Source organism: Rhodanobacter hydrolyticus, from assembly GCF_044904645.1.
In genome coordinates this window covers 1,660,223-1,683,861 of the sequence record NZ_JADIKK010000008.1, presented here as the reverse complement: position 1 = coordinate 1,683,861, position 23,639 = coordinate 1,660,223, and the positions used below count along the sequence as shown (strand labels likewise).

20 protein-coding genes are annotated in these 23,639 nt (G+C 62.4%); 4 read left to right on the top strand and 16 right to left on the bottom strand.

The window, feature by feature from the left end; translation table 11 throughout:
- Positions 1–38 precede the first annotated feature (38 nt).
- Positions 39–1,097, bottom strand: coding sequence for a LacI family DNA-binding transcriptional regulator (locus tag ISP25_RS10280; RefSeq protein ID WP_192158956.1), 1,059 nt, complete (start codon positions 1,095–1,097; stop codon positions 39–41).
- Positions 1,098–1,415: 318 nt separating this feature from the next.
- Between ISP25_RS10280 and ISP25_RS10275 the strand changes: the two genes are divergently transcribed.
- The 4 genes from ISP25_RS10275 to ISP25_RS10260 all read left to right on the top strand — a co-directional run bounded on the left by ISP25_RS10275 (position 1,416) and on the right by ISP25_RS10260 (position 8,123).
- Entirely contained in the window at positions 1,416–3,719 is a 2,304-nt protein-coding gene (locus tag ISP25_RS10275; protein ID WP_404616300.1) for a GH92 family glycosyl hydrolase, read from the top strand.
- A gap of 586 nt (positions 3,720–4,305) precedes the next feature.
- Positions 4,306–6,102 carry a sensor histidine kinase gene (locus ISP25_RS10270; RefSeq protein ID WP_404613651.1) on the top strand — a complete coding sequence of 599 codons (1,797 nt, stop codon included), beginning with the start codon at positions 4,306–4,308 and terminating at the stop codon, positions 6,100–6,102.
- Positions 6,102–6,545 carry a response regulator gene (locus tag ISP25_RS10265; RefSeq protein ID WP_192158964.1) on the top strand — a complete coding sequence of 148 codons (444 nt, stop codon included), beginning with the start codon at positions 6,102–6,104 and terminating at the stop codon, positions 6,543–6,545. Before ISP25_RS10270 ends, ISP25_RS10265 begins: the two co-directional genes overlap by 1 nt.
- Before the next feature lie 24 nt (positions 6,546–6,569).
- Positions 6,570–8,123 (top strand): response regulator, encoded by a 1,554-nt coding sequence (locus tag ISP25_RS10260; protein WP_404613650.1) that lies wholly within the window; start codon positions 6,570–6,572, stop codon positions 8,121–8,123.
- A gap of 72 nt (positions 8,124–8,195) precedes the next feature.
- Here ISP25_RS10260 and ISP25_RS10255 read toward each other — a convergent pair whose 3' ends face one another.
- The 15 genes from ISP25_RS10255 to ISP25_RS10185 all read right to left on the bottom strand — a co-directional run bounded on the left by ISP25_RS10255 (position 8,196) and on the right by ISP25_RS10185 (position 23,588).
- Complete coding sequence (locus ISP25_RS10255) at positions 8,196–8,564, bottom strand: DUF4279 domain-containing protein (protein ID WP_404616299.1); 369 nt, start codon at positions 8,562–8,564, stop codon at positions 8,196–8,198.
- Positions 8,565–8,721: 157 nt separating this feature from the next.
- Complete coding sequence (locus ISP25_RS10250) at positions 8,722–9,195, bottom strand: hypothetical protein (protein WP_404613649.1); 474 nt, start codon at positions 9,193–9,195, stop codon at positions 8,722–8,724.
- 577 nt (positions 9,196–9,772) lie between these two features.
- Positions 9,773–10,108 carry a hypothetical protein gene (locus ISP25_RS10245; protein WP_404613648.1) on the bottom strand — a complete coding sequence of 112 codons (336 nt, stop codon included), beginning with the start codon at positions 10,106–10,108 and terminating at the stop codon, positions 9,773–9,775.
- Between the two features lie 88 nt (positions 10,109–10,196).
- Positions 10,197–10,673 (bottom strand): DUF4262 domain-containing protein, encoded by a 477-nt coding sequence (locus ISP25_RS10240; protein ID WP_404613647.1) that lies wholly within the window; start codon positions 10,671–10,673, stop codon positions 10,197–10,199.
- Positions 10,674–11,845: 1,172 nt separating this feature from the next.
- Positions 11,846–12,268, bottom strand: coding sequence for a DUF7684 family protein (locus tag ISP25_RS10235; RefSeq protein WP_404613646.1), 423 nt, complete (start codon positions 12,266–12,268; stop codon positions 11,846–11,848).
- Between the two features lie 75 nt (positions 12,269–12,343).
- On the bottom strand, positions 12,344–12,628 hold the full coding sequence (locus tag ISP25_RS10230; RefSeq protein WP_404613645.1) for a hypothetical protein: 285 nt from the start codon (positions 12,626–12,628) through the stop codon (positions 12,344–12,346).
- A 68-nt stretch (positions 12,629–12,696) separates the two neighbouring features.
- Complete coding sequence (locus ISP25_RS10225; RefSeq protein WP_404613644.1) at positions 12,697–13,077, bottom strand: DUF6869 domain-containing protein; 381 nt, start codon at positions 13,075–13,077, stop codon at positions 12,697–12,699.
- Positions 13,078–14,576: 1,499 nt separating this feature from the next.
- Positions 14,577–15,083 carry a hypothetical protein gene (locus ISP25_RS10220; protein WP_404613642.1) on the bottom strand — a complete coding sequence of 169 codons (507 nt, stop codon included), beginning with the start codon at positions 15,081–15,083 and terminating at the stop codon, positions 14,577–14,579.
- 517 nt (positions 15,084–15,600) lie between these two features.
- Positions 15,601–15,840, bottom strand: a complete 240-nt coding sequence (locus ISP25_RS10215; protein ID WP_404613640.1) for a hypothetical protein — start codon at positions 15,838–15,840, stop codon at positions 15,601–15,603.
- Between the two features lie 191 nt (positions 15,841–16,031).
- Positions 16,032–16,277, bottom strand: a complete 246-nt coding sequence (locus ISP25_RS10210; RefSeq protein WP_404613639.1) for an NTF2 fold immunity protein — start codon at positions 16,275–16,277, stop codon at positions 16,032–16,034.
- Between the two features lie 508 nt (positions 16,278–16,785).
- Complete coding sequence (locus ISP25_RS10205; RefSeq protein WP_404613637.1) at positions 16,786–17,031, bottom strand: hypothetical protein; 246 nt, start codon at positions 17,029–17,031, stop codon at positions 16,786–16,788.
- 336 nt (positions 17,032–17,367) lie between these two features.
- Positions 17,368–18,774, bottom strand: coding sequence for a sigma-54-dependent transcriptional regulator (locus tag ISP25_RS10200; protein ID WP_404613636.1), 1,407 nt, complete (start codon positions 18,772–18,774; stop codon positions 17,368–17,370).
- 72 nt (positions 18,775–18,846) lie between these two features.
- Positions 18,847–19,962, bottom strand: coding sequence for an alpha/beta hydrolase (locus ISP25_RS10195; protein WP_404613634.1), 1,116 nt, complete (start codon positions 19,960–19,962; stop codon positions 18,847–18,849).
- Positions 19,962–21,656 carry a trehalase family glycosidase gene (locus ISP25_RS10190; RefSeq protein WP_404613632.1) on the bottom strand — a complete coding sequence of 565 codons (1,695 nt, stop codon included), beginning with the start codon at positions 21,654–21,656 and terminating at the stop codon, positions 19,962–19,964. Before ISP25_RS10190 ends, ISP25_RS10195 begins: the two co-directional genes overlap by 1 nt.
- Before the next feature lie 114 nt (positions 21,657–21,770).
- Positions 21,771–23,588 carry a 2OG-Fe(II) oxygenase family protein gene (locus tag ISP25_RS10185; RefSeq protein WP_404613631.1) on the bottom strand — a complete coding sequence of 606 codons (1,818 nt, stop codon included), beginning with the start codon at positions 23,586–23,588 and terminating at the stop codon, positions 21,771–21,773.
- Positions 23,589–23,639: the final 51 nt, after the last annotated feature.

The following is a 23,639-nucleotide window of genomic DNA, read 5'->3' as shown; positions in this document are numbered from 1 at the left end:
CCATTCGGTTCCCCTGGAGCGATGGGTAGTGCGATGAATCAGGGCGTGGGCGGCGGGCAGCTACTGCCCCGCACGACCAGTTGCACCGGGAACACGGTGCGCTGTGGTTCGGCCTCCGGCTCGCCGAGGCGGCGCAACAGCAGTTCGGCGGCCTGGCGCCCGCGCGCGCGCGGCATGGAGGCAAGCGTGGTGAGCGGCGGTGCGCTCAACGCGGCTTCGGCGATGTCGTCGAAGCCGGTCACGGCGAAGTCGCGGCCGGGCCGGATGCCGCGCTGGTATAGGCCCAGCATCAGGCCCAGCGCCACCGCGTCGTTGTAGCAGACCGCCGCGGTGGGTGCGGGCGAGTCGAAGAACAGTGCGCCGCACTGCGCCGCCGCGTCCACGCGGTTCGGTGCGCACTCGATGCGCCAGTGCGGTTCGATCGGCAGGCCTGCCGCCTTCATGGCCTCGACGTAGCCGGCATGGCGTTGCTGGCAGGAGCTTGAATTCGCGTGGCCGCCGAAGAAGGCGATGCGCTTCTGGCCCAGCGCGATCAGGTGTTCGGTCGCCAGCCGCGCGCCGCGCTGGTTGTCCAGCATCAGCCGGTCCCATGGCGCGTCGGACGAGGCCTTGCCGGCGAGTTCGCGGTTGAACAGCAGCAGCGGCGTGCGCACGCCGATGGTCTTCAGCACCTGGCCTGCATCGCTGCCTTCCGCGGGCGAGAGGATCACCCCGGCCGGATCGTGCTCCAGCAGCGAGCCGAGCACCGCCTGCTCGCGTGCGATCGATTCCCCGGTGCTGCCCAGCAGGGTGACGTAGCCGGCGCCGCCGAGCGCCTCGTCCACGCCGGTGGCAAACTCGGCGAAGAACGGATTGGCGAGGTCGTTGAGAACCAGTGCGATGCTGGACGAGGTACGCCGGCGCAGGTTGGCCGCGGCGCGGTTGTAGACGTAACCTTGGCGGCGCAGTTCCTCCTCGACGCGGGCGCGGGTGACCTTGTTGACCAGGGGGCTGCCGCGCAACACCAGCGACACCGTGGCCCGCGACACGTCGCAGCCTGCGGCGATGTCGGCGAGAGTGATCTTGCGGTTGGCGTGAGGCGTGGTGTCCGTTGCCATGCTCGTCTAAGGTTGATTGGAACGATCAAAATGTAGCGTATGCGCGGCACGCGTGGTTCCGCGTTGCAACATGCACATATCCCTGCCGCAATGGTAGCGTCCCCGGGTTGGAACGATTCAAATTTTTTGCGATCGGCAGGGTTTTGGTCGTCCTTGATCGCGAGGGCCGACGGTCAACCATGGCTGGAGCCCGGGCCTTCGCGATGATCCACGATCACTGGAACCGAAGGGTGGCCGTCCTGGCCGCACTTTTTACAAAGCAAATCGAAGGGGCGACCCATGAAGCAGCGCGGCAAGCAGGTTTGTTCGGCACTCGCGATGGCGGTGTCGCTAGCCTTGTCCAGCGGTGGCGCGTTGGCGGCGGCCACGGGCGGCAATGCGGCTGCGGTCGATCCGCGCATCGGCACTGGCGGCGACGGCCATACCTTCCCGGGCGCGACGGTGCCCTTCGGCATGATCCAGCTGTCGCCCGATACCGCGATGCCGGACTTCAAGCATGCCTACAAATGGGCCGCCGGCTACCAGTACGGCGACGGCACGATCATGGGTTTCTCGCACACGCACTTCTCCGGCTCCGGCCATTCGGACATGGGCGACGTGCTGGTGATGCCGATCGCCGGCGACGTGAAGCTGGATCCGGGCGATGCGGACAAGCCAGGTAGCGGCTACCGCTCGCGCTTCAGCCACGGCGCCGAGGTGGAGCAGGCCGGCTACTACGCGGTCACCCTGAGCGATTACGGCGTGCGGGCGGAACTTACGGCCTCGCCGCGCATCGGCTGGCACCGCTACACCTTCCCCAAGGACAAGCCGGCACACGTGCTGCTGGATTTCCGCCCCAGCATCTACGACTACCCCGGCAAGGTGCTGTGGTCCGACCTGCGCGTGCGCGCGGACGGCACGGTGACGGGTTGCCGCACCACGCGCGGCTGGGCGCCCGGGCGCGAGCTGTGCTTCGCGATGCGCTTCAGCCAGCCGATGACTTCGCGCACGCTGTACAACCGCGAGACGGGTTTGGTCTACAACGGCTTCAAGGGGCCGGGCAACCAGCCGCAAGACAATGACGCCGAAAACGGCCGTGCACTGGAAGGCGTGTTCGACTTCGGCAACCTCGGCAAGCCGCTGCTGGCGAAGGTGGCGATCTCCCCGGTAAGTGAAGCCAATGCCGTCGCCAACCTCGACCAGGACGGCAAGGGCTGGGATTTCGACGCACGCCACGCCAGCGCCACTGCGGCCTGGAACAAGGCGCTGTCCGCCATCGACGTGGAAGGCACGCCGGAGCAGCGCACCGGCTTCTACACTTCTCTCTACCACGCCATGCTCGCGCCCACGCTGAGCATGGACGTGAACGGGGAATACCGTGGCCCCGACCACCAGGTGCACCAGGCGGACGGCTTCGAGTTCTATTCGAGCTGGTCGATGTGGGACGTGTACCGTGCCGAGGAGCCGTTGATGGTGCTGCTGCGGCCCGACCTCAGCACGCAGTTCATCCGCTCCCTGATCGCCGCGCAGAAGGCCAGCCCGTTCGGCATGCTGCCGGTGTGGGCGTACCAGGGCCTGGAAACCTGGTGCATGACGGGCTACCACGCGGTGGCGATCATCGCCGACGCCTACATCAAAGGCGTGCGCGGCTTCGATGCGGACCAGGCGCTGAAGGCCATGGTGTCCACCGCCACCTACGGCAACTATGGCGACCTCGCCGATTACATGAAGCTCGGTTACGTGCCCATCGACAAGGAGACGGAGGCCGGCTCCAAGACCCAGGAATACGCCTACGACGACTGGGCCATCGCGCAGATGGCCAAGGCGCTGGGCAAGAACGATGTCTACGCCACCTTTGAAAAGCGTGCGGCCAACTGGCGCAACGTGTGGGATCCGCAGACCAGTTTCATGCGCGCGAAGCTCAGCAACGGCCAGTTCCGCACGCCGTTCGACCCCACCTCGGCCGCCTACGGCAGCGACTACACCGAAGCCAATGCGTGGCAATACTCGTGGTATGTGCCGCAGGACGTGGCGGGCCTGGTGGCCGCCTATGGCGGCGACGCGAAGTTCACTGGCAAGCTGGACCAGATGTTCGACGCCAAGGTGGACCCGGCGATCTTCAAGAACGTGGAAGACATCACCGGCCTGATCGGCTGGTACGCGCACGGCAACGAACCCAGCCATCACATTGCCTATCTCTACGACTACGCCGGCGCGCCCTGGAAGACGCAGCAGCGGCTGAAGCAGATCATGGACAGCCAGTACGGCGTCAAGCCGGACGGCCTCGTCGGCAACGACGACCTCGGCCAGATGTCGGCCTGGTACATCTTCACCGCGCTGGGTTTCTACCCCGTCACCCCGGCCAGCGACGAATACGCCATCGGCCGCCCCTTCGTGCCGAAGGCCGTGCTGCATCTGCCGAACGGGCACGCGTTCACCATCGTGGCCGAGCACATGGACGACGCGCACCCGTATGTCGGATCGGTCACGCTCAACGGCAAGCCGCTGGATCGCGTTTTCCTGCGTCATGCGGAGATCCTTGCCGGCGGCGAGTTGTGCTTCGTGATGCAGGCGCAGCCGAACAGGCAATGGGGCACGGCGACCACGGCACGGCCAACGTCGATGAGCGCGTGGCAGCAGTGAGGGTCCGTCCATGATCTCCGCAGGGCTGGCACAAAGGATCTCTGCCAGCATGCCTGCGTCATCACCCGGTCATGGGCGGGCGTTTCCCGTCCTTCCGTTCGGGTTGACCGGCCTGCGGTTGCCGAAAAGCGCCATGCCAGGATGCCGGGCTTGACAATCCCGGCTTCCAGATAGGGTGCTGAGTAGCCGTGCTGTCCATCGCGTAGGCGGGAGCGGTTCCGGAATCCTCGACGCGGCCTGCCTGCAGTCCCAGTGGATTGAATGAGGCCGTCTTTCTGGTTGTTTCTCTTGACTCCGGGCATCCTGCCCTGCGACCTTCGGGCAGGCTTTGCCGTTCGCCAGCGCTCTTGCGCTGGCGTGAATCAGTATGGGGAGCAGGAAGTCGGGCGCTGGCAGGCCATCGAAGCCACTTTGTTACTTGCGATAACGCAGTTCCTCGTCTGCAACGTCGAAAAGGGTGGGGCGGGAGTTTTGGACAGATACTGCCTGCAGGTTGGCCGTCGCCGGCAAACCTGCGCAGAATAGGGAGAGCGTCCGAAGGGGAGTCGGGCGCTACCGAGCCGGAGTCGCCAATGTTGCGTGTCCGATGAAAACCCAAGGCCTGCCGCGCTGGCGTTTCGCTGGCCTGCTGCTCGCGATGGTCGTCATCGTGGCGTTGCCGTACTTCGCCATGCGCGTGATGGCTGAGCAGACGCAGCAGGCCAATCTCTGGCTCAATCATGCCAGTACGATCAAGGTACTCACCTACCGCATCGCTTATCTGATCCGCGACAGCGAGGCGGCGAGCTATCGCATCCTTGCCGGCGATGGCGATGCGTCCGTCGAGCAGCGCGCTCTCGAGGCCAGGGGCAGGATCCCGTCCCTGCTGGATCAGCTGCATGCGCTGACCCTCGACAGTCCAGAGCAGCAGGCGAGCATCGGCGCACTGGAGAGCGTGGTCAATGGCCGCATCACGCTGGTGAACCAGGCGCTGGCGCGGATGCACAAGGGCGATGCCGGCGGCGCGCGGCAATCGCTGCGCGACGCCGGTGACCTGTTTCGCATGAATACGCTGACTGACGACATCGTGCAGTCCGCTGACCGCCTGCTGGCCGAGCGCGGCCGTGATGTCAAACAGCAGGTGCACCGCAGCCAGTTCGTGCTCGGCCTGATCGCGTTGGCGCAGTTGCTGTTGCTGATCGTGGTGGTGGTCACCTCCGAACGGCAGATCGGCAAGCGCCAGCTGGCGGAAACCCGCGAGGGCCGCGCGGTGTTGCGTTCGCAGATGATCGTGCAGGCGGTGCGTGAGCCGATCGGCTTGTTCGACGAGCAATTGCGCAGCCTGCTGGTGAACGCCGCGTTCGGCGAGCTGTACGGGCTGGATCCGAAACACCAGCGTGCGCTGTCGTTGCCGCAGATCGGCAATGGCGCATGGAGCGACGGCGCGCTGCTGCAGCGGCTCAACGACGTGCTGCTGCGCGACCGCGAACTGTGGGATTACGAAGTGGTGCAGCACACCCCCGACGGCGTGGACCGGCACGTGGTGGTCAACGCGCGGCGCATCCAGCAGCAGGACAGTGACGCGCAGGCGCTGCTGCTCACCGTGAGCGACGTCACCGCGCGCGCGCTGGCCGAGCACAAGGTCAACGAGCTGAACCACCAGCTGGAGGGCAAGGTGGCGCAGATCACCGATGTCAACCGCGAGCTGGAGGCCTTCAGTTATTCCGTCTCGCACGATCTGCGCGCGCCGCTCCGCCACATCGCCGGCTTCGCGCGCAAATTGCGCCAGCACCTCGGCGAGCAGGTTGACGAAACCGGCGTCCACTACCTCGACGTGATCGGCGACTCGGCGCAGCGCATGGGACAGCTGATCGAGGACCTGCTGGTGTTCTCGCGTCTTGGCCGCGGCGCGTTGCGCCTGCAGCCGGTGGACATGCAGTCGCTGGCGGAGGAGGCGCGCGCACTGTGCGTGGCGGAGACGTCGGAGCGGCGGATCAACTGGTCGATGGCGCCGCTGCCCATCGTGGTGGGCGACGAGAACATGCTGCGTACGGTGTGGCAGAACCTGATCGGCAACGCGGTGAAGTACACCGGCCAGCGTGAAGTCGCGCATATCGCGGTGGATGTACAACGCAGCCGCAACGGCGACTATGTATTCACCGTGAGCGACGACGGTGCAGGTTTCGACATGCAGTACGCTGACAAGCTGTTCGGTGTGTTCCAGCGTCTGCACCGCGCTTCGGACTTTCCGGGTAACGGCATCGGTCTAGCCAACGTGCGGCGCATCCTCGCGCGCCACGGTGGCCGCGCCTGGGCCGAGGCCGAGCCCGATCACGGTGCGCGTTTCCATTTTTCGCTGCCGGCACGAGACCTGTCCGGTATAACCAACGAGGGATTTTCGTGATGAATCGCCACATCCGCACCATCCTGCTGGTCGAAGACAGCATGGCTGACGCCGAAATGTCGCTGGACGCGTTGCGCGAAGCCAATCTCGCCAACCCGGTGGTGCATCTGCAGGATGGCGTGGAGTGCATGGACTGGCTGCAATGCCGCGGCGCCTGGGCCACGCGCGAACCGGGCAACCCTGTCGTGGTGCTGCTGGACATCAAGATGCCGCGCATGGATGGCCTGGAAGTGCTCAAGCACATGCGTGCCGACAAGCGACTGAAGCGCATCCCGGTGGTGATCCTTTCTTCTTCGCGTGAGGAAAGCGATCTGGCGCACAGCTGGGATCTCGGCGTGAACGCCTACGTCATCAAGCCAGTGGACGTGGATCAGTTCTTCAACGCCGTGCGCACGCTGGGGCAATTCTGGGCGGTGTTGAACCAGGCGCCCGAATACGATTGAGGACCACGAGCAATGGATGCATCCATGCATGGTTCGCAAAGTCGTGGTACCCGTCCGATCCGGGTGCTGGTGGTGGAGGACAGTCGCGAAGACGCCGAGCTGGCACTGGCCGAGCTGACCGACGACGCACTGGTGCACGAGGCGCGCGTGGTGGACGACGAGGCGACCTATCTCGCTGCCCTGCGCGATTTCGCGCCGGACATCGTGCTCTCCGACCTCAGCCTGCCGGGCTTCTCCGGCCAGCGCGCGCTGGAGCTGCTGCGCCAGTGCGACGAGGACCTGCCCTTCATCTTCGTCTCCGCCACGCTGGGCGAGGAGGCGGCCATCGCGGCACTGCGCAACGGCGCCACCGACTACATCCTCAAGCAGAACCCGGCGCGCCTCGCCAGCGCCGTGCGTCGCGCGCTGGCCGAGGCTGCGGAACACCGCGCCAACCAGCGTGCCGAAGCGGAGTTGATCCGCGCGCAGCGCTTCGAGAGCCTGGCCATGCTGGCCGGCGGCCTCAGCCACGACCTGCGCAACCTGCTGCAACCGCTGCTGCTGGCTGGCGAAACCCTGCGTCACCGCAACGACGATCCGCAGCTCGCGCGGCTGGGTGAACTGGTGCGCGACTGCGGCAAGCGCGGGCTGGAGATGGTGCAATCCATGCTCTCCTTTGCCCGTGGCGCGCGCCGTGCCGAGGAAGTTCGCCTCGGTGGGCTGATGGATGCGCTGGGCCTGCTGCTCAAGGGCAGTGTGCCGCGCGCGATACGCATGCAGATGAGGGTGGATGAGCCCGAGCTTGCGTTCGCCGGCAACCACACCGAATTGCAGCAATGCATGCTCAACCTCTGCCTCAACGCGATACAGGCGATGCCGAGCGGCGGCGAGCTGCGCATCGAGGCGGAACAGCTGAAACTGGAAGCCGGCTTCTTCCTGCCTGGCGAGCAGATGCATGCCGGCCAGTACCTGCGCCTCGGCGTGATCGACAGCGGCCAGGGCATGAGCCGCGAGGTGTTGGCGCGTCTGTTTGAGCCGTTTTTCACCACCAAGGAAAACGGCACCGGCCTCGGCCTCCTGTCGTGCCAGCGCATCGTCGCCAGCCACGGCGGCGTGATGCGCGTGGACAGCTCACCGGGTCATGGCACGCGTTTCGATCTCTATATCCCGTTGCAGGAGATGGTGGACATCGGCGAGACGGGCGACGACAGCGAGGATCTCGAGGGTCTGGGCGAACTCGTGCTGGTGGTGGCCGAGGCGGCCGCCGAGCTTTCCCTGCTCATTGACACACTGGACGCCTGGGGCTATCAGGCCAGCGCCAGCCAGAGCGGCACTGCCGCGTTGCAGTGGGTTGGTGCCCACGGTCTGCCCGACCTCGTGCTGATGGACGCGGACATGAACCTGCTCACCGGGGGCCGTACGCTTGCCGCGCTGGTCGAGCAGGGCTACGACGGTGCGGTGGTGATACTGGTGCGCCCGGACGCGCCGCCGAATCGCGACGACCTGCCTCCCATGGCCAGCCTGCATGTGCTCGACAAGCCGGTCACCACAAGGAAGCTGTTGCGCACGTTGCGATTGGCGCTGACCGGCGCCGCTTGATGCTGGATGCTTGTATCAAACGCTGGAGCTAAGCGGCGGCGAAGCCGTCCGCCTTGAACGAGTTGTTAGCGCTCAAACCGTGCACTCGCGGGCATCCGAGTACAGATAGTAGGTGTCGAGGTCCAACTGCAAGCCATAGAAGGCGAGGCGAGCTATGACCCCCTTTGCAACATTGAGGCCAGCGCCAATGTCATTGAAGTTGCCAACCAGTTGCATGGTGCCGCCAAAGCGCTGGCTGACCGCGGCGAACGCGGATGCGTTGGCATCCATTTGAAGCAGAACATCATGCAAATGCTCTTCCAGTTCAGCAGTACGGGCGAGCCGAGAGTAGAGCGACCAATGTCCCGTACGTTTTTCACGGCGCCTTGGATCTAAGTCGCCTTTGAGCCAGGCCTGTGTTGGCGCGACCCCAAGCTCGGCAGACAGGGCCGACGGATCTATATCGTCGCCATAGACTGAGAAGTATGCGTAGCAGTTATTGGGTTCTGTCAGTTATCGGGTTCTGTCATTGAGCGCTAACGCTTGAGGTAAGCGGCTGGCGCCGCGATGCGTGACAGTTTAGCGCGACCGCCCCGCGCCAGTCCGCTTGAACGAATAGTTAGGCCACGACTGGAATTTCGCCGGCCCATGACCATGCTTGAAAGGTGGATGGGCCGCCATACTGTTGCTGGATAAGCTGCCGATACTGCTCGTTGGATTGCCCGACAGTTGACGCCGGCCCAAAACCATACCCGATTGTGCGCCCGTCAAAGCCATGCTCCACAGATGCACAGAGGGAGCCGCTAAGAAAACCGGAGATCGCTTCTACCGCTTCTTGAGCAATCGCGAGTTGCACGGCTGAAAGTGGTTGGCTGCTGGAGCCGTGATTACTGCAATGAGCGTGTGTGATTTTGCAATAGACAACGATTTCGTTTGCTGCAACCACAGCAGCTCGAAGGAACCCAACTTCTTGGCAAGGCGACGGAATATCTAGAAGCAGGTGGCCCGAGTCTAGGCGAGAAATTTCGTGTGGCGGCAAATCAATTTTGCGCAAGCACTCCAAGAACGTAGTTTCTAGGGATGCCTGGTTCACGAAAGAGGCTCCTGAGTGGCCTAACGCTGGAGTTAAGCGGCGCGCGGTACGCGCGTCCGCTTGTATGAGTGGTTAGGCCTTGTGCGTATGCAGGAGCCCGTGTAACCACCAAATAAGAATCTTTGGCCCACCACCCAAATACCAGAGAAGCAATCCGACCGCTCCAAGCAAAGACACGACTACGTGTTGCCATAAATAGGGCCATAGTTCTTGTTTTCCGTTGAGCTCGTTGGAGAAGCTGTTCCCATGTTTGACGACGCGACTCCCTATCTCGAGTGCCTCCGGTTCGAATTCGTAACCAAAGGGGACAAGGTCTCCTGATGTTCCGTTAGCGTTGTGAGTGACGTAATGAGTGACACACCTGTTGTTGAGAGGCTTCTCACACACTGAGTGGGTTGATGCGACGACAAAGTTAGCCGACAGGCCCCAAAAATCGAACAACTGATATGTGCTTGTCGACACGGCAACTGCGCTCAAGAACAGGAGCATTGTAAAAAACATAAACGAAGACATACGTTCCATTGAAGGCCTAACGCTGAGTTAAGCGGCGGCGAAGCCGTCCGCCTTGAACGAATGGTTAGAGGTCATTCCAGTCGAAGAACGGTTTGATTGCAACAGGAATGTGGGTGAAGCCAAGCGCCGCCGAGAGGTGGTAACGGTGAAATCCATCACGAAGGCGATAGCGACAACTGGTTGCGGTACGAGAGGGTGGCTCGTCGACTTCGACGGGAGGCAACGGAGCGCTTTGATTGATTGCAACAAGGATGGCGTTGGCACGCTCCTCGACAACGAGCGTGCGACTGGTTGGAACTTGGATCTCCGACAGAGGAATCAGCTGCGCGTGAAGGTCGCCGCAGCGATAGCCCGATGATGCTGGATGAAAGTCGGCGAGGCCTGCACGAGCGATGAGCATGTTTAGCTGATCAAGTTGCGACACCGTCAGCAATGACCTCTAACGCTGGAATTAAGCGGCGGCGAAGCCGTCCGCCTTGAACGAATTGTTAGGTGCCGCCTGTGTGCGATGCAATGACGGGTTGTGCTGCACGGAACTCTGGTGCGGCTTGAGGATGCCATGGAAAAAGCCCAGTCCGCGAGGGCCAGACAATTTGATAGAGGGGAAAGTCGTTGCCGCCGTAGTACCAGCGGCAGAAGCCGACATGCTCGTGATACTCGGACACCGGGACTTGAGCGAAGCAGCACAGGTAGTCGTTGACTAGAGCATCGCTGGGTTGCGCGAGATCGAGAGGTCGGCCTGACTTGGCAGCGTTTGCGACGGTGCAAAGAATCTGATGCGCAATCTTTGGCGCCAGGCCAAAGATGATGAGCTCAGGATGGTTGTACGACTCGAATAGGCCAACAGTGAATGAGTACTGGGGTTGCTCGCCCTCAGCGAAAATGCCGACGCAGTGCCATCCAAAGTTTGCGATGTCGTCGAGGACCTTCTGCTCGCTCTCGTCTTCGGCAACTGTGCGGACCATGGTTGTGGCACCTAACGCTGGAGTTAAGCGGCTCCGGAGGCGTCCGCCTTGAACGAAATGTTAGGCAGTGACTGATACAAAACATGCCTGCCGGAATTTGCAACGCGCAGCAAGTCTGTAGATGGAAGCATAAGTAGCTCCGACGACCGTATGTCTGGGAACTTTGCCTCCAGCTCAGCGAGCGCCAAAGAACACCATTCTTCGTCGTCTTCCGTGTGCGCGTTTTGCATGTAGTAGGCAAGAACCAATTTTCCCTTTGCGGCTTGCCACTCGATGGAAGCGGTCACCACGTTAGCGGATAAGTTTCTGCGAACGATGGTCTTTGCCGAGGTAATTAGTTGAGTGATTTCCATGGTGCCTAACGCTGGAGTTAAGCGGCGCCGGAGGCGTCCGCCTTGAACGAGTTGTTAGCCCAAGCCGCGGGCCAACATGCACCGAAAATTAGAGGGAAAGCAGTTACTAGAGCCGAGAAAATTATGTACCACGCAATGTACGTAGCCAAACTTTTTACGGCCATGAACGATGCAAAGTAGAAGATTGCGACTAGGAAAAATGTCTTGCGCGCATCTGGTACGCGATGACTAAAGCCCAGACCAAGCCAAAATGCGAAGCCTGAAACAATTGCGCACATTACAACGCCCGGTAGATACGTCTTAAGGGTTTCCGGAAGACTGAGTGGGACAAAGTGAAACGGATACATGGCTACGACCAGCGACGTGATGAACACCGATGCAGTGAATGGCACGACATGTTTTAGTGGCTGTGCTTTGAACATAAGGGCTAACGCTGGAGTTAAGCGGCGGCGTAGCCGTCCGCCTTGAACGAGTAGTTAGGTTGCTAGCGACACAACCCGCCCAGTGCCTTTGGTACCGCCCTCCCAAACTGTGAACTCGGCGCCGACAGCGAAGCATGGCAAAGCCAGCTCAGGAAACAGAAGTTGCACGCCAGCGTAGAAGGTTTCGCCAGGCGCCGGATGCCCCGCAAAAGTGAGGCGAGCAGACCAGTGCTCATTGTTGAGGCCAAGCACCGTACGCCATTCGCCAGAAACTAACGGCCCCTGCCTGCCGCCAGCCTCGGTGGGAAGCAAATAGATGTCAGCGAAGAACTCTGATGACATTGCGACCTAACGCTTGAGTTAAGCGGCAGCGAAGCCGTCCGCCTTGAACGAAATGTTAGGCCGCGACGAAGCCCTGGACAATGCGAGAAGAATCGCTCTGCGCCGCAACGTGAAGCAAGACGGTGCGTTGTAGGTCGACAACTGGGTGGATTGCATGGTGCTTGCAGAAGTAGAACGCCTCGTTGAGAGGCTCATTGGCGTGCCACGTTGTGAACACGTCTCGATCGCTCGGGATGTCACCGTAGTGGAATTGACGCGAGTTGGCGGAATCCACGGAATCGTCCCACGTTGTGCAGTCTAGACCCCAAGCCATCATGTACAAGCAGCCTGACAGCACCAGCCAATCGCTAACCATGACTTGCCACTCACTGGTGACTGCCGAACCGATGATGACGACGGCCCGAAACGGCGAGAGATGAGCGATGTCTGGCAACGCGCCCTCGGGTGAGATGTGAAGGTAGACCGGAGAGTTGCTCATAAAGCCTAACGCTGGAGTTAAGCGGCGGCGAAGCCGTCCGCCTTGAACGAGATGTTAGGCCCCGACACCACGGGTCTACGAGGCTGAAAGCATAACTGCAAGAAGGCCGATGCACGCGACCACGAAAGCTTGCAGAAGCCAGCCCCAGATATTTTGACGCAACAGTAGTTTGCCCGAACCGTAGGTTACTGCAGCTAGAAGAATGAGAAGCAGGCCGGGGAACACGGCCATGAGGCCACCGTGCGAATCGCCAGGAGGCGGATGCAGCGGAGCTGTTGCTAAGAACAGTCCCCATGCAACCAAGGACGCCGCCACCACGAAGTCAAAGTAGGCAATTGTACGCGGCAAATTGCGGTTCATCTGCATTGGGGCCTAACGCTGGAGTTAAGCGGCGCCGGAGGCGTCCGCCTTGAACGAGATGTTAGGCCTTACCACCGTTGGTTACGGTACTTGGCCAGTTTGGAAAGTACTTCTGGATGGATCCCGCTGTCCCAGACGCCGTTGAGCAAGTGTCGAAACTCTGGGCTGCGCCTGGCAAGTACCTCGACCTGATCGACAACGACACTCCCGTTCTTAGCCAAGAGATCTTCGAGCGGGCCAGCGGCTAGCACTGCAAGAAGTTTGGAAGAAGACCCCTGGATGTGCTCTAGCACTGTGATGATTGATTCGAGGCAAAGCTGAGGCTCTTCTCGCGGCAGCTCCCAATCCAACCGGGATGCGCCAATACCCACTCCGATGGCTGGCTGCTCTGTGCCGGACCATGCGCGAATCCATTCTTCGGCAATCTCGTCAGGTGATCGATTGTCCATGAGGCCTAACGCTGGAGTTAAGCGGCGGCGAAGCCGTCCGCCTTGAACGAATTGTTAGATTTGCTTCTTGGCCGAGGGGCGCCCGAACAACGCGCATAGAACACCGAAAGCCATCAAGCCGCCATAGAACACAATTGGAAAGTCGCTGATTTTTAGATTGTTGACTGAGTATGTGAGCGCCCACTTGTCTTTGCGGATAAGAGTACCTACAGGCAAGCGCCTCTCTAAGGACTCGTCAGTTGGGCCAGCTACGTAAGTGGAGCGCGTTTGATCTTGCGCCTCAACGACGTACGTAGTGGCGCACCGATTTTTATAGGGCTGAACACAACTAGTCTCGGATGAGACTACGGTGCCGTATAGAGAAATTGCAGCACGCTGATAAATTTCATGTCCCGCGAAAAGCCAGATGAGCAATGCAAGGGGCGCGAGGTTCGGGATGCTTTCTCTGAAAGTTGGAATGCTTTGGCCACCGACACGTCGGTTTATAACCATCTTGAAGTCGCCGAGCCATTCGCGAAAGTGCCCTAGCATTGACTCTCCTTGTGCATCGAGTCTCATAAAATCTAACGCCGGAGTTAAGCGGCGTGCGCTTTTGCGCGTCCGCTTGAATGACTGGTTAGGTGCTGAACCGCAAACCATGTGGCTGCACCGACGAAGGGTGGCGATAAGATAGCTAAGAAATTGCCAAGTGACATATTGGCTTGGACGTGGGCCGCTGCGGCATCTGGCCAAGCGACACCGGCTATTAGGAAGAGAATGCTTAACGCCATGACCGGCCCCACAATGACCAGCGTAAGCACGACAAACTCAAGACTGACTCTACCAACAAGAACGGCGAAAACTGTGCCGATGGCAGGAGGGGCGATATTTATCCAAGCTCCGGGGAGGAAGGAGGGTTGGGCGAGCACAAACTGCAGTGTGACCAGCCCGATGCAAGCAACAATGTGACGAATTGTGCGCACTTTGCCACCTAACGCTGGAGTTAAGCGGCGCCGGAGGCGTCCGCCTTGAACGAATTGTTAGGTGGCAGCCTCAATCGGAGCCGCCTGAACAATGCTGCGAAAGCGTAAGTTGCCCCGATAAGAGCTGCAATGTCGCTGAGGGCAAACCACCAGATATCCCATTGGCCATAGATGATCCAGGTCCATATGTGCAGCATGATCCAAGGCAGGGTAGCCAAGACGGGGGCGGCAATAGCAAATCGTGGAGCGAGCCACATTGTAAGGGCGGCCAGTAGAAATCCGGTGATCGTTGCAGACATGATGCCAGGCAACAGAAGCAGGCATAGGGCGTCGTGACAAAGCGTAAGAGGAAGATGTGCGCTGACGTAACCGACTAGAAGGGAGTGGCCAACATATGTGGCGCAGCCCAAAGCTGCGGTTACGAATAGGGCAGATATGTATCCGGTGCTGCGCATTGAGGCACCTAACGCTGGAGTTAAGCGGCGCCGGAGGCGTCCGCCTTGAACGAAATGTTAGGCACTTGGCCCGGTTGCCTTGCTATTGCTTGCACTCTGCTGCCACCACTGGCTCAAGATAAGCAGGGAGCGACCCGTCTGCTTCTTTGGCCAAAAGTTCGTCAAATCGAGGAATGCGGGCTTTGGGATCACTGGCTAGAAATGCCTGATAGACCTTGAGCATGCTACGCATGCCAGCCAGTTGGCTAGGCTGAAGAGCGCCCTTCTGCGAAGGGTTTGCGATTTGAAAAGCGGCACTGCTAAGAATGAACTGTGCTAGTAACTCCGGTCCGTTCGGTACACCGTCATTTGGCACAGGTGCCAAAACGCCGGGGCACACGTAATCCACGACGTCTTTTGTCTTGTCTTCCCAGTCGAGCATTAATGCGCGAACAGCCGGCGCTTGCTCATTGCGAGGATGCTCTTCCAGAAATTTGGTAAGGCCAACAACTTGTGACGTGCTCACCTTGAGGTCGTTCTTGCCAGCAGCAAGCGCGGGCATCGAAGAGATGACTGTCGCAGCAGCAACGATCAGAACTGCAAAACGCATAGGGCTATCTCCTAGAGCCTAACGCTGGAGTTGAGCGGCGGCGGAGCCGTCCGCCTCGAACGAGTGGTTAGGCGGACCAGATGCGCGCTGCAATTGAAGGGGGTAGTTTGGAGGCTCGCCGCAGGAAACGATATAGCTGACGCTGGATTCTACGACGATCTCTTGATGCCCCTCGAAGTCTGCGATACCGGGGCAGAAATACGTGATTTGCCAGTGACCGGCTTGCAAAGACAACCGCTCAGGTTCTTGCCCTGCAGTGGAGAACCAGACGATCTTGCCCGAAGTCGTCCGAACTTGGATAAGAGCAACATCTGGCCCCAACTTGCAATGCGAACACCAGTTTGTAGTGTGAGAAACAATCAGGGTTGCGACACCGGAGCCACCGACGCGCGACTCAGCTGCGTGCAAGCCACAACAGCCAAATAAAAACGCAAAGATAATGACTATGAAAAGTCGTGGCATACGAGCCTAACGCTGGAGTTAAGCGGCGGCGTAGCCGTCCGCCTTGAACGAGATGTTAGGCCCGCGCGCGAGCCACCAGTGTTGCGATGAAGGCAAGTTGTACCAGAACCACGCTAGCGTAGAACTTCCAGCCAGGCAGCGATGAATTGCGCGAAGCCACCACAGCGTACGCCTTGCTGTAGAAGAACGAGTAAGGAATGAGTGCAACGAATGCGAAGAGAATGCTCCAGAGTGCACCCATGGTCATGGAGCAAGCGACAACAACAATGAACATCGGGATGCCGAGTAGCTGCATGCGCCGGGTCTCTTGCTTGCTCAGCTCCGTATACACAAGCATTCGTAGATCTTCCTTGCGGGCCTAACGCCTGAGTTAAGCGGCGGCGAGGCCGTCCGCCTTGAACGAATTGTTAGGCCTCACTTGCCGTGACTAACACGCAAGACTTGGCCGTCCGATTTTGAGATGACGGCAATTGCGGAGCCGCCAAGTCAGCCTTTGGGGAGCGAGCCTGTAACAGTCCATTTCCCGTCCTCCGAAAGCGTGACTACGTAAGGCTGCTCCGAGGCAATTTTTTTCTCGCCGTAGATCGGAGACCAGATGGCAACAGCGATTGCTATTGCTGTCTTGGCATCCGGCACAAGCCCTTGTGCGGGACGGACGCTGTGTTCTTGAGCGGACAATGGCAATGCAATAACAGCCAGTGAAAAGATGATCAGAGTACGGGCAAGCGACATAGCCATCTCGTGAGGCCTAACGCCTGAGTTAAGCGGCGCGCGGTTAACGCGTCCGCTTGGACGAATTGTTAGGGGCAGCTCGTATCTGTGAGTTGCCGAAGTTTGATCTGCTTTAGCTCAGGAATACGCGCGACAAAATATGCCCAGTTACGAGAATTGATTGTGTCTACCGCGACCCTATTGTCTAGCCGAATAAAGACCATTCGCTTTTGATCTGCAACTGGAACCTTTCGATCTTCGCACGCAACAATGTACCGCTCATTGAAGCCGATCGAAACGATGCCGGGACCGACGACCCCGGTGGTTTGAACATCGATAACAGAGTAGCCACCCTGCGGGCTTTTTACCAAGTCATATCCGTTCGGAAGAGTCACCGTGTCGGAATATGACATCGTTGCGAAGGACACAGCTATTGCGAAACAAGCCATACGCACGGCGCGCCGATGTTGCATTTGAGCCCCTAACGCTGGAATTAAGCGGCGGCGAAGCCGTCCGCTTGGATGACTGGTTAGGTGTGCGGGCCACGATTTTTGCCAGCGCCACCGGCGATTGCTAACACGAGACCAATACTGCCTGCCGCGAGAGACCAGATGATGCTGATGCCAGCTTTGACGTGAAGTTGCCACAAGGCGATAGCGCTGACGAAGATGAGTAAGCCAGTAGTTTCGACCGCGCCCAACGACCTGTTGCCAGCTTGATAGAACCTACCGTCATCGCGGTTGACCCACTGTCTGAGCTTGGCAAAGCGACTCATTCTTGGATACACCTAACGCTTAGTAGACCCCGGATCGGGGAATATGCACGCCATGCTCCATCGTCGATGTGGGCCCGTCAAGCGAATGAATGGCAGCAGTTTCAAGAGCTTGCTCTACCTTCCTGCGTGTTGCCAGATGATCGCTTGCTTTGCGTATCACGCTAAACGTGGCTTTTGTGGTTTATCGCCTCGAAAAGATGGATACGCACGATATCTCGTTGGAGATGGCATCCCAGTGGTCTGCTTTTGGCGTGCAGGAGGAAGTTGCCTCCGATGGGGTGGCGAGGATGGTTCCTTGCCCGGGCCATGCCCTCGTGGGGCGTGCCGCGAGCAACCTCAGTCGATACCCAGCTTCTTCAGCTTGTAGCGCAGCGCCCGGAAGGTGATGCCGAGTTTCTTCGCGGCGGCGGTCTTGTTGTAGCGGGACTCTTCCAGCGCTTTCATGATCGCGCTGCGTTCCAGGTTGCTGATGTAGTCGTCCAGGCCGCCGGCAGCGGCCGAGGATACGGGTGGCGTGGTCGCCGGAGCGGCAGCGCCGTTGCCGGACGGAGGTTGGACGGCAGCGGACTCAAGGCGCTGCAGGCGTTGCGGCAGCATCAGGTCGTCGGCAGCGATAGTGTCGCCGTCGCACATCGCGGTAGCGCGTTCGAGGATGTTCTCCAGCTCGCGCACGTTGCCGGGGAAGTCGTAGCTTTCCAGCGCCTGCTGCGCCTCGGCCAGCAGGCGGCGCGGGGCGCCGCCGTCCTTGCGGGCAAGGCCCTGCAGGATGTGGTTGGACAGCAGCGACACGTCGCCGCGGCGCTCGCGCAGCGGCGGCACGCGTAGTTCGATCACGTTGATGCGGTAGAACAGGTCCTGGCGGAACTGGCCCTGCTCGACCAGCGCGGCGAGGTTCTTGTGGGTGGCGGAGAGGATGCGCACGTCCACCGGCACTTCCTCGCGCGCGCCGATCGGGCGCACGGCCTTTTCCTGGATCGCGCGCAGCAGTTTCACCTGCATGTGCAACGGCAGCTCGGCCACCTCGTCGAGGAACAGCGTGCCGCCGTGCGCAGCCTGGAACAGGCCTTCCTTGTCGGTATGCGCGCCGGTGAAGCTGCCCTTCCTGTGTCCGAAGAACTCGCTTTCCATCAGCTCGGAGGGGATGGCGCCGCAGTTCACGGGGATGAACGGGCCGCTCGCGCGGGGGCCCTGTTCGTGGATGAGGCGGGCGACCAGCTCCTTGCCCACGCCGGATTCGCCGGCGATGTACACCGGCGCCTGGTTGCGCGCGAGCTTGGCGATGGTGGAGCGCACCTGCTGCATCGCCGACGAGTCGCCGACCAGCCGCTCGCCGGCACCGCCGGCCTTGGCGGCGGACTTGCCGCTGCGCTTTTCTTCGGCCAGCCGCAGCGCGGTGCGCACCAGCTGGCGCAGCATCTGGATGTCCACCGGCTTGGAGACGAAGTCGAACGCACCGGCCTTCAGCGCGTTCACCGCGGCATCCACATTGCCATAGGCGGTAATCATCGCCACCGGCATATCCGGGTGGTTGGCGCTGATGTGCTCCACGATCTCGTGTCCGGTGCCGTCGGGCAGGCGCATGTCGGTGAAGCAGAGGTCGTAGCTGCGTTCGCCCAGCGCTCGGCGCGCCTCGGTGACGGTGCCCACGGCGTCGACTTGCAGATCCATTCGACCCAGCGTGATGGTGAGCAGTTCGCGGATATCGCGCTCGTCGTCGATGACCAGGACGGTCTGTTGGCTCATGGTTGGTGCTGTCTTGGCGGGGAGTACCAGCGAGGATACTCGGGGCGCCGGCGGGGGCAAAGCTTGCCCCTTTCAGCGGGCCAGTCGCCGGTCGAAGAAGCCGACGATCGCGGCATAGGCCTGCTTCGACTCGGGCAATTGCGGGTCCGAGAAGAACGAGTGCCACATGCCGTCCCATATGCGCAGTTCGGTGGGTACGCCTGCCTGGTGCAGCAGTTCGCCGCTGTGCACGACCGAGCTCATCGCGAAGTCGCGCGTGCCGGTGATCAGCAGGGTGGGCGGGAACCTTGCCAGCAGTGCGGGCGACAGGCCGGGCTGCACCAGCGGATCGTCCGGGTCGGCTCCGCGCAAGTAGGGCAGCGTGGCGAGGCCGAGCGGAGGCGTGGTCGGCACGCCTTGTCCGTTGAGCATGGGCGCCACGTAGGACGAATCGCCGCCGAGGTCGACCAGCGCACCGCAGAACATGCCGATCGCGCCGGGCACCGGCAGCCTGTCGTGGATGAAGCGCGCCACCGCTTCGCCGGTGAGGATGCCGCCGGCCGAGCAGCCATAGATGCCGATTTCGCCCGGCTTGTGGGTTTTCAGCAGCTCGCGGTAGACGTTTTCCACGTCCACACTGGCGGCGGGGAAGACATGCTCCGGGCCCATCCGGTAGTCCACGCCGATCACCTCGATGCGGCCGAGACTGGCGACGGGAATCGATTCGACCAGCGCCCCGCTGTGCGCGCCCCACAGGAAAGCGCCGCCGTGCAGGTTGAGCAGCACGCGGCGGCGGTTCTCCGGCGATACGCCTTGGGCCGGTAGCACCACGTCGACGCCGACGCCGGCGATGATGTCGCGCTTGAGCTTCACGGGATAGAGCTTTTCCATGAGCTCCGCCCGGCCGCAGTTCTGGCCGTCATAGAAGTCGCGGCTTGCGGCAATGGGGCCGCCGATCGGGGGGGCCTTGGCGCCGAAGGCGAGCATGCCCGGGAAGAATGCGCGCGCCTGCGGCGAGGCGAATGCAGAGTAAGGCACGCTGGCGGCCGGTGCGGTGGCGGTGCCGTCGGCGCGTACGCCAGGCTTGGCGTCCTGCGCTATGGCGGGGGCGGCAAGCAGGGCGCCGCAGAGCGACAGCGCAGCAGCCAGCCGCGTGGGCAGCGCATGACGCGCGGCCGTTCTCCATGTGCCGCTCGTGCCTGCGCGCATCACGTTCCGGGTCGCACTGCGGGCGAGGGTCGCGGCGTCGCGGCCGGTGGCGGTGCGGCTTGTCCGGCAGGGCCGTCGAGCAACTGGTGCAGCTTGAGATACACGCCATTCGTCCAGCCGAAGCCGACCACGTTCTGCGTGTAGCCGGCCGTGATTTTCACGTCGGCGTTGCCGCTCGCCATGTTGTATTTCTCGCGGATGGTGCCGTCATGGGCGAAGCCGTTGTCCACGGTGGCCATGAACTTCGCGCCGAGGCGCCGCGCGTCGGCGTCGAAGCCATAGTCCGCCAGCCCCTTGATGGCGAGCCAGTTGGTCGGCGCCCAGCCGAACGGCGCGTCCCATTGTGCGCCGGTGGCGCGCGTGCTCATGGCCAGGCCGCCGCGTTGCTCGAACAAGCCCAGCCTGCCACGCAGTGCCTGCGCTTGTGCGGGGGATGCGACGCCGGCCCACAGCGGATAGAACATGCTGAGGTAGGGATCGCTGGAGGGCTTGCCGGCGACGAAGTCGTAGTCCATGTACCTGCCCTGCGTGGGTTGCCACAGGTATTTGTCCATCGCCGCCTTGCGTGCCGCGGCCGCTTGTTGCCAGCGCTCGGCATCGGCGGTCTTGCCGAGAACGGCTGCGAAGTCGTGCAGGTCGCGTTCGTAGCGGTAGAGCAGGCTGTTCAACCCGACCGGAGCGTAGTGGTGGGTGGAGCCGGCGAACGGGCCGAAGTGGAAGTCGGTGTCGAAGCCCGATTCGCGCATGGCGCGGTCGCCGAGGTAGTAGTCGGCGGTGAGGCGATAGCCGCCGACCCATGCATCGGCGCAGGCCTTCGAAGCCGCGGTGTCGCAGCTCGCGGTTTTCAGCTGTTCCGCTTCGGCGTCGTCGGGGTGTTGCGGCGCCTTGACGAGATAGCCGGGATCTTCCGCGCGATGCGCCAGCAGCCAGCGGATCACGCCCTGGTAATAGCTGGCGTCATGCGCCTCCAACACCGGGCCGTGGCCATAGTCGAAGTAGCGCGACAGGCCGGTATCGCCTGCGCGGTGCCCGGTGCGCATCCACAGGTCGTGGTTACGCACCGCCAGCGGATAGGCCTGCGCCAGCCACGCACGCCTGTCGGCCTCGTCGCGGAAACTCGCGGGGTCGGCCAGCAGCGCCGCCATCATCGCGCCGAGGAAGGGCGGCTGCGAGCGGCTGAGGTAGTAGCTGCGATTGGCGTTGAGCACGCCGCCGTAGTGCTGCACCTCGAACAGCGCGTTGTCCACCATGTCGCGCGCCAGCGTTTCCTGGTGATCGGCAAGCAGGCCCAGTTCGATGAAGTAACTGTCCCAGCCGTACATCTCGTTGAAGAAGCCGCCGGGCACCACGTAGGGATGCGGCAGGTAGAGCAGACCCTGCACCGGCAGCGTGGCGGGATCGAACTCGCCGAGCTCGCGTATCGATTGCGGCAGCCGGCGTACTTCCACATGGCAGGCCTTCGCGATGCGCGGAAGCTCCTGCGGCATCGGCAACTGATGCGGCAGGTAGATCGCCAGCTGCGTATCGCCCGGCCCCTTGCCGAAGGCGGAACAGTCTTCCATCCGGCGCGTGAGCGTTGGCCACGCGTGATGGATGTAGGCCAGCGTTTTCGCGGCATCGGGCGTGGCCGCGGAGGCCAGTGGCGTGGACAGCAGCGCGGACAGCAGGATGGCAAGGCGTGTGCGGGATTTCATGGCGGAGTGTTCCCGGTGGAAGGGCGGGCGGTCATCGACAAGGCAGACTTGCCCTTGGCGACGGCACACGGTCATGGTGCTGGCATGCGTGACCGCCGGCGGTACAAGAACGCTTCATGCCGACAATCCCGGTACAGCATCGAAAGCGACCGTCAGGCGCGCGCGGTCGCCGCGGAACGGCACGGTGCCGTGCCAGATGTAGGACGGAAAGAGCACCAGCATGCCGGTCGCGGGACGCACCACGTGCTGCGCGTGCAACGGCGGCGCCGTGACGATGCCGGGCTCGCCGAAGGCGAGGCAGCCATCCGTCGTCTCCGCTTCGGCGATGCCGTCGGGGAGATCGATGTAGCAGGCCGAGGAGATCCAGCCGCGCGGATGCACGTGATTGGCGTGGAAGCCCGCGCTGCGCAGTCGCACCGACCAGCTGCCGTTGAAGCGGTAGTTGTCGCGGTTGCGCCGGCGCAACGGGTCGTCGCCGTGGCCAATGTGTTCGAGATAGTCGCGGATCGGCGCGTCGAAGGCCTTGAACAGGGCGCGTATCGCCGGGTCGTCGTGGCGCGCGAGATCCTCGGTGGTCTCGGTGCCATGGCGCAGCGATTGGAACAGCAGCGGGTGGCCGTGCGGATCGTGCAGGCGCTCCAGGCTGCGCTTCAGGTCGGCGAGGAAGGCCGCGAGGTCCGGCCAGCCTTCCGGTGTCTGCAGACGGTAGCGCTTCACCAGTTGTGCGTAGTCGCAATAAGCCTCGTGGCGTGCGTCGCCTAGCAGTCGCCACGCGGTGGTCTGCAGCGCGATCAGGTACTGGTCGTCGGGCGCGTCGGCGAGCAGGGCCTCGCAGTGGACCAGGGCCTGCTGCGCATCGCCGGTGCCGAGCAGGGCGGCGGCGAGCAGGTTGCGTGCGGCGGCAGTGGGCGGGCGCTGCAGCGCTCGCTCCGCCAGCGCGCGTGCGCCGGCCGGGTCGAACTCCAGTGCGGCCAGCCCTGCGCGTACCAGCAGGGCCGGCGAGGCCTGCGTGCGCGCGGCCGGTTCGGCGAGGCAGGCCCAGGCGCCGCGCGCGTCGCCCGCGCCTTGCAGGATCGCGGCCTTGGCGGCGAGCAGCGGCTCGTCGTGCGGGAAGCGGCACATGGCCTCGTCGAGCGTCGCTGTGCTCTGCGCAAGGTCGCCGCTGCGCATCCACACCAGCCGCGCGAGATGGTCGTGCGCTTCGACCTGGCGCGGCTCCAGCCACAGGCCTTCGCGCAGGGCCGTCTCGGCGCGCGCGAATTCGCCCAGTGCGATCAGGCTGCGTGCCAGCGTGAAGCAGGCGGAGGCGGTCGGCTGGCCGTGCGCCAGTGCGCGTGCAATGTGGCTTTCGGCGGCCGCATGCTGGCCGGACGCGGCGAGCGCGATGGCCAGGGCATGTGCGAGCGCCGGGTTGTCCGGCGCGGTTTCGGCGACGCCGCGATAGAACTGCACGGCCTCGTCTGCTCGCCCCAGTGCCGCCAGTGCCGCCACGTGCTGCGTGGCGACTTCGGCGTCGACCAGCCCGGTGGTGCACAGCGGTGCGAGCAGGGCCAGCGCCTCGGCCGGGCGCTGGCGGTCGTTGCAGTGTCGCGCCAGCCTGAGCGCGGCCTGCGGCAGTTTCGTGGCTGCGCGACGCAGTAGCGGCTCGGCCTCGTCGTCGCGGCCGGTGTTGAGCAGCAGTTCGCCCAGCGTGGCGAGCGTGGGTGCCCAGTTTGGATCGAGCGTCAGCGCGCGGCGCAGCAGCGTCTCGGCATCCTCCGCGTCACCGAAGCCGAGGCGCAGGCCGCCAAGCAGGCGCAGCGCTTCCGCGCTGTCCGGGTGTTCCGCGACGATGGCCTGCAGGCGATCATGCGCGTTGCGCAAATCGCCAGTCTGCAGCAATGCGCCGATCTGTCGCATGGATTCGAGCAATGAGGGCGGCGTAGTGGACATAAGCTGTTTCCAGCCCATCACGCCGGGGCGCTTTGGGGCTCGTCATTCCGG